The sequence below is a fragment of the Bradyrhizobium sp. genome (assembly GCF_035570375.1).
In the GTDB taxonomy this organism is placed as follows: Bacteria; Pseudomonadota; Alphaproteobacteria; order Rhizobiales; family Xanthobacteraceae; genus Bradyrhizobium.
The window spans coordinates 1-5,253 of the sequence record NZ_DATMLW010000228.1 but is presented as its reverse complement, the minus strand read 5'-3'; the positions used below and the strand labels follow the sequence as shown (position 1 = coordinate 5,253).

The window sequence follows — 5,253 nt, the reverse complement described above, 5'->3', positions numbered from 1 at the left end:
GGCGACTGTTCGGGTTCGATGGACTGACGGACGGGGCACCTGTCTCACCCACGGTCTGCAACGACCTTGGGGTCTGCGGACTCCCGTCCGTCACCGCACCGTCTACAATACCAGACGAACGGACTTTCGACTTACAAGGGGGACTATCCGATAGCTCGAATGTGCGTTGATTCCCCCTCACCCAACCCTCTCCCCGCAAGCGGGGAGAGGGAGAACTTCGCTGCGTTTGTGCATCGCAGCAAGGCTCTCCACCACCCTGCTAACGGGCAATGGCCTTTCGCATCCCGTCTCTGTATTGGTTCAGGCGAGAAAACAACGTTTTGGAGCGCGCCTTTTCAGCGCGCAGCCGCAAAAGGTCAATCGGGAGGTCACATGCGTAAAATGGTATTGGCGGCTGCGGCGATCGCGGCATTGGCGCTCGTGGGAGGCGCATCGGCGCAGTCGCCGATCGTCATCAAGTTCAGCCACGTCGTGGCCTCCGACACGCCCAAGGGCAAGGCGGCCGAAAAGTTCAAGGAGCTTGCCGAAAAATACGCCGACGGCAAGGTCAAGGTCGAAGTCTATCCGAACTCGACCCTCTACAAGGACAAGGAAGAGCTGGAAGCGCTGCAGCTCGGCGCGGTGCAGATGCTGGCGCCGTCGAATTCCAAGTTCGGCCCGATCGGCGTACGCGAATTCGAGGTGTTCGACCTTCCCTACATTCTCCCGGACCTCGCCACGTTGCGCAAGGTGACGGACGGACCGTTAGGGACAAGACTGCTCAAGCTGTTAGAGCCGAAGGGCATGACCGGTCTTGCCTACTGGGACAACGGTTTCAAGCAGATGACTGCCAACAGAAAGCTGATCGCGCCTTCGGATTACAAGGGGATGAAATTCCGCATCCAGTCCTCCAAGGTGATCGAGGCGCAGTTCCGCACGCTCGGCGCCATTCCGCAGGTGATGGCGTTCTCCGAGGTCTATCAGGCGCTGCAAACCGGCGTGGTCGACGGCCAGGAGAACACCTGGTCGAACATCTATACGCAGAAGATGCATGAGGTGCAGAAATACGCGACCGTCACCAATCATGGCTACATCGGCTATGTGGTGGTCGCCAACAAGAAGTTCTGGGAAGGCATGCCGCCCGACATCCGCGCGGCTTGCGAAAAGGCGTTGAAGGAAGCCACCGAATACGGCAACGGCCAGTCGGCCAGGGAGAACGACGACGCGCTCGCGGACATCAAGAAGTCCGGCAAGACCGAGATCCTTAACCTGACACAGGAGCAGGATGCGGCGATGCGCAAGGCCATGATGCCGGTCTACAAGGAGGTGGCCTCGCGGGTCGGCCAGCCCCTGATCGACGAATTCCTCAAAGAAACCGGCCGCAGCCCGATGAACTGAGTGGAAGGATCGCTTTGGCAAAGTGGGGCGTGAAGCGGCGAAATCGAGATGGTCTTGGCAGGATCGCTCTGCAAGCAAACTCGGCTCACCTCTCCCCGTTTACGGGGAGAGGTCGATCGCTCCTGGCGATGCGGAGCATCGTCCAGTGCGATCGGGTGAGGGGGATTATCCGCAGACCATGCTCTTGGAAAATCCCCCTCACCCCAACCCTCTCCCCGCAAGCGGGGAGAGGGAGTTCACTGCGGTTGCCGTTCGACCTAATTCATCAGCTTTAAGGGGTATGATCGAGTCGGCTGATTGGTCCGCTCGATCATGATGGGGCACTATTGATGTTTCTACGCGTTCTTGACCGGCTCGAGGAGATTCTGATCGCAAGCCTGATGGGGGCGGCGACGGTGATCACCTTCGTCGCCGTGGTGCATCGCTTTCTCGTCGATGTTCCGGTCCTCTATCCCTACCTGTTCGGAATCAACCTCGCCTGGTCGCAGGAACTTTGCATCTACATGTTCATCTGGATGGCGAAGTTCGGCGCGGCCTATGGCGTGCGCCAGGGCATCCATGTCGGCGTCGACGTCCTGATCAACCACCTCAACGATCGCTGGCGCAAGGTGACGATCCTGTTCGGGCTTGCGGGCGGCGCGTTGTTCACCGCGATCGTCGGCACCATGGGCGCCAAATTCGTCATCGAACTGATGCACACCGACCAGGTCTCGCCCGATCTCGAACTGCCGAGCTGGCTGGTCTATGCCTGCATCCCGCTCGGCTCCTATCTGATGTGCTTCCGCTTCCTGCAGGTGATGTGGAGCTATTATCGTTACGACGAGCTGCCGCACCACGACGCCGCCCATGTCGATGATATCGAGGTCAGCACGAAAGCGCCGATCTCGCTCGGAGAAGCGTGATGAGTGCGGCGCTGATCTTCGGATTGCTGTTTGCGTTGATGCTGACGGGCATGCCGATCTCGATTTCGCTCGGCCTGACCGTGCTCACCTTCCTGTTCACGATGACCGAAGTGCCGATCGAAAGCGTCGGACTAAAACTGTTTTCGGGTCTCGACAATTTCGGCATCATGGCGATCCCGTTCTTCATCCTCGCCGGCACGTTCCTGACCCGCGGCGGGGTGGCGCGGCGCATGATTGCCTTCACCACGTCGCTGGTCGGTCATTTGCCGGGCGGGCTCGGGCTTGCGGGCGTCGCGGCCTGCGCGATGTTCGCCGCGATCTCGGGCTCGAGCGTCGCAACGGTGGTTGCGATCGGCTCGATCATGCTGCCGGCGATGGTGCAGTACGGCTATCCGCGCCGTTTCGGCGTCGGCGTGATCTCGACCTCGGGCGCGCTTGGCATCCTGGTGCCGCCCTCGATCATTCTGGTGCTGTACGGCGTCTCCACCAATACCTCGATCGGCGCGCTGTTCATGGCCGGCATCGTGCCCGGCATCGTGCTGGCCTTGATGCTCGCCGCCGTGACGTTCGTCGTCGCCCGACGCAACGACTATCCGAAAATGAAGCGGGCCTCGTTCGCCGAGCAGTTTGCGGCCTTCCGCGAAAGCGTCTGGGGCCTGCTTCTGATCGGTATCGTGCTCGGCGGCATCTACGGCGGCATCTTCACGCCGACGGAAGCGGCCGCGGTCGCCGCGACCTACGCCTGCTTTATCACGGTGTTCGTCTACAAGGAGCTGAGGCTTGTGGATGTGCCGAAGGTGCTGCTGCAGGCCGCGAGCATGAGCTCGATGCTGCTCTACATCATCACCAACGCGGTGCTGTTCTCCTTCCTGATGACGCATGAACAGATTCCGCAGGCGATGGCGGCGTGGATCATCGACAAGAACTTCTCGATCTGGATGTTCTTGCTGGTCGTCAACGTCATCCTGCTCGCCGCCGGCAATGTGATGGACCCCTCGTCGATCCTTTTGATCATGGCGCCGATCCTCTATCCGCTGGCGACCAAGCTCGGCGTTCACCCGGTCCATCTCGGCGTGCTCATGATCGTCAATACCGAGGTCGGACTGTGCCACCCGCCGGTCGGCCTTAACCTTTACATCGCCTCGAGCATCGCAAAAATGGGCATCAGCGAGATCACGATCGCGGTGCTGCCGTGGCTTTGCGCGATGCTGGTCTTCCTCGGTCTGATCACCTACGTGCCCGAGATTTCGCTCTGGCTGCCGCGGCTGCTTGGCATGATCTGAGCGTTGGTGTGGTGGATTTGAGCCGTCAGCTATATGAACGAAATTAACGAGATTAAATGTTGGTAAGAGAGTGGTTCGTTGCGAAACTGTAAGTTGATCGCCGGCTCCCGCGCGCTCATCCTTGCCGGTCTAAGGTCAGGCATGGTCTCCGCGCAAACGCATTCCGCGTTCTTCGCGGGCAAGAACCGGCTCTCCCTGGCGCCAAAGCGGCGCTTCGGGTCGCCATCATGCTTTTGGAGGAGGTTCACATGAGGAAGTTCGCAATCGCCGGCGTCGCCGCGCTCGCCATCGCCGGTTCGTCGGCGGTCTACGCCCAGCACCAGGGCTGGTTTCGCGAGCACATGGGGCAGATGCGGCTGAGCATGGAAGACAGGGCGGCGCTGGCGGATGCGCGGATCGCCGCGGTTCATGCCGGGCTGAAACTGAGCGCCGATCAGGAAAAACTGTGGCCTCCGGTCGAAAGCGCGGTGCGCGACCTCGTCAAGCTTCGGATCGATCGCGCCAATGCGCGGATGAAGGCGAATTCCGACGATTCCAAGCCGGGCGACCCGGTGACCCGCCTGCGCGAGCGCGCCGAATACATGGTGAGCATGGGTGCCGCGATGAAGAAGGTCGCCGATGCGGCCGATCCTCTGTACAAGACCCTCGATGAGGGCCAGAAACGACGCCTCGCCATCCTGACCCATCGCGCCGGCCGCTTCGGCGGCGATGGCTGGGGCCACGGCCGCTTCGGGCGTGGCATGATGGGCGGCGACCGGGACGGCGACCGCGCCCCCGGCAGGGAAGGCCCCGAACGGCTCTAGTGTCCCGGTTCACGTCGCAAGCAAAGCCACACTCGGGCGCTGGCTGCCTCGCAGCCCAAACCGGGGCGCGTGCCGGGCCTAAGACCGGTTCCGCAAGTTGTCAGGCAAGCCGCCGGATTCCGGCGGCTTTTCTGCGACTTGCGCCACGCTTCGGGGTTTGTGAAAAGCTCGCGCACTTGCTAGACATTCCAGGGTCGCTTTGCTAAACGACGCCGTCTCGCGAAAGGCTCTTTCCGGACCAGGTCCGGGCGCATAGCTCAGTTGGTAGAGCAGCTGACTCTTAATCAGCGGGTCCCAGGTTCGAGCCCTGGTGCGCCCACCAAGCAACCAGTTGTATTCGCTATTTTTTCTTGGAGCACCTTCGGCTCCTTTAGCAGTGATTGTCCAGCAGAGGTTCCAACTAGGTTCCAAGATGCGCGCGCGTGAGAGCTCGAAGCAGCGGGCACAGCCGCGCTCTCGCAGTCTCGTCGCTCGAACGATGATGCCGGTGATTACTCTGGTAGACCCCGCGCCGGTCGAAATGCGTCGGCGCACGCCAGCAGGGCCGCGCCCGCCGTGATCCGCGGATCAGGTCGCCTTCAAGGGCTGCGGTGATAGCTTTCCGCATCGCTGGCCATGATTCCTGTCCTAGAGTCATCCTCGCAGATGTTGCCATCCTTCCGGCGCGCGGCTCCGGTGCGGACACTCCGTCCTGGCGCCGAGCCATACACTCTGCGCGTCAGAGACGAACTGGTTCAGTCCAGTCCTTGCGCGTTGTTCGGATGGGTTTGACCAGCCAGCGGTCGCGAGCCTCGACATAGGTGCGGGACCCCCGGGGGTATCTGGACAGGGGGTGGGGGTACCCCGGCCGGTCTTTCTTGCGGCCCCAGTGTGCAGGACGTAAAAGGT

At 61.5% G+C, this 5,253-nt stretch carries 4 protein-coding genes and 1 tRNA gene; all 5 read left to right on the top strand.

Annotated features, from left to right (window positions below):
- Nucleotides 1-372 precede the first annotated feature (372 nt).
- The 5 genes from VNX23_RS24850 to VNX23_RS24830 all read left to right on the top strand — a co-directional run bounded on the left by VNX23_RS24850 (nucleotide 373) and on the right by VNX23_RS24830 (nucleotide 4,687).
- Nucleotides 373-1,377, top strand: a complete 1,005-nt coding sequence (locus tag VNX23_RS24850; RefSeq protein ID WP_325634214.1) for a TRAP transporter substrate-binding protein — start codon at nucleotides 373-375, stop codon at nucleotides 1,375-1,377.
- A gap of 329 nt (nucleotides 1,378-1,706) precedes the next feature.
- Nucleotides 1,707-2,279 carry a TRAP transporter small permease gene (locus tag VNX23_RS24845; RefSeq protein WP_325634213.1) on the top strand — a complete coding sequence of 191 codons (573 nt, stop codon included), beginning with the start codon at nucleotides 1,707-1,709 and terminating at the stop codon, nucleotides 2,277-2,279.
- Nucleotides 2,279-3,562 (top strand): TRAP transporter large permease subunit, encoded by a 1,284-nt coding sequence (locus VNX23_RS24840; protein ID WP_325634212.1) that lies wholly within the window; start codon nucleotides 2,279-2,281, stop codon nucleotides 3,560-3,562. Before VNX23_RS24845 ends, VNX23_RS24840 begins: the two co-directional genes overlap by 1 nt.
- Nucleotides 3,563-3,810: 248 nt before the next feature.
- A complete protein-coding gene (locus VNX23_RS24835) occupies nucleotides 3,811-4,365 on the top strand; it encodes a Spy/CpxP family protein refolding chaperone (RefSeq protein WP_325634211.1) in 555 nt (184 codons plus the stop codon).
- Between the two features lie 246 nt (nucleotides 4,366-4,611).
- Nucleotides 4,612-4,687 (top strand) — tRNA-Lys (locus VNX23_RS24830).
- Nucleotides 4,688-5,253: the final 566 nt, after the last annotated feature.

Coding starts and splice junctions, on each gene's coding strand:
- VNX23_RS24850 (WP_325634214.1), top strand. CDS start 373: ATGCGTAAAATGGTATTGGCGGCTGCGGCGATCGCGGCATTGGCGCTC.
- VNX23_RS24845 (WP_325634213.1), top strand. CDS start 1,707: ATGTTTCTACGCGTTCTTGACCGGCTCGAGGAGATTCTGATCGCAAGC.
- VNX23_RS24840 (WP_325634212.1), top strand. CDS start 2,279: ATGAGTGCGGCGCTGATCTTCGGATTGCTGTTTGCGTTGATGCTGACG.
- VNX23_RS24835 (WP_325634211.1), top strand. CDS start 3,811: ATGAGGAAGTTCGCAATCGCCGGCGTCGCCGCGCTCGCCATCGCCGGT.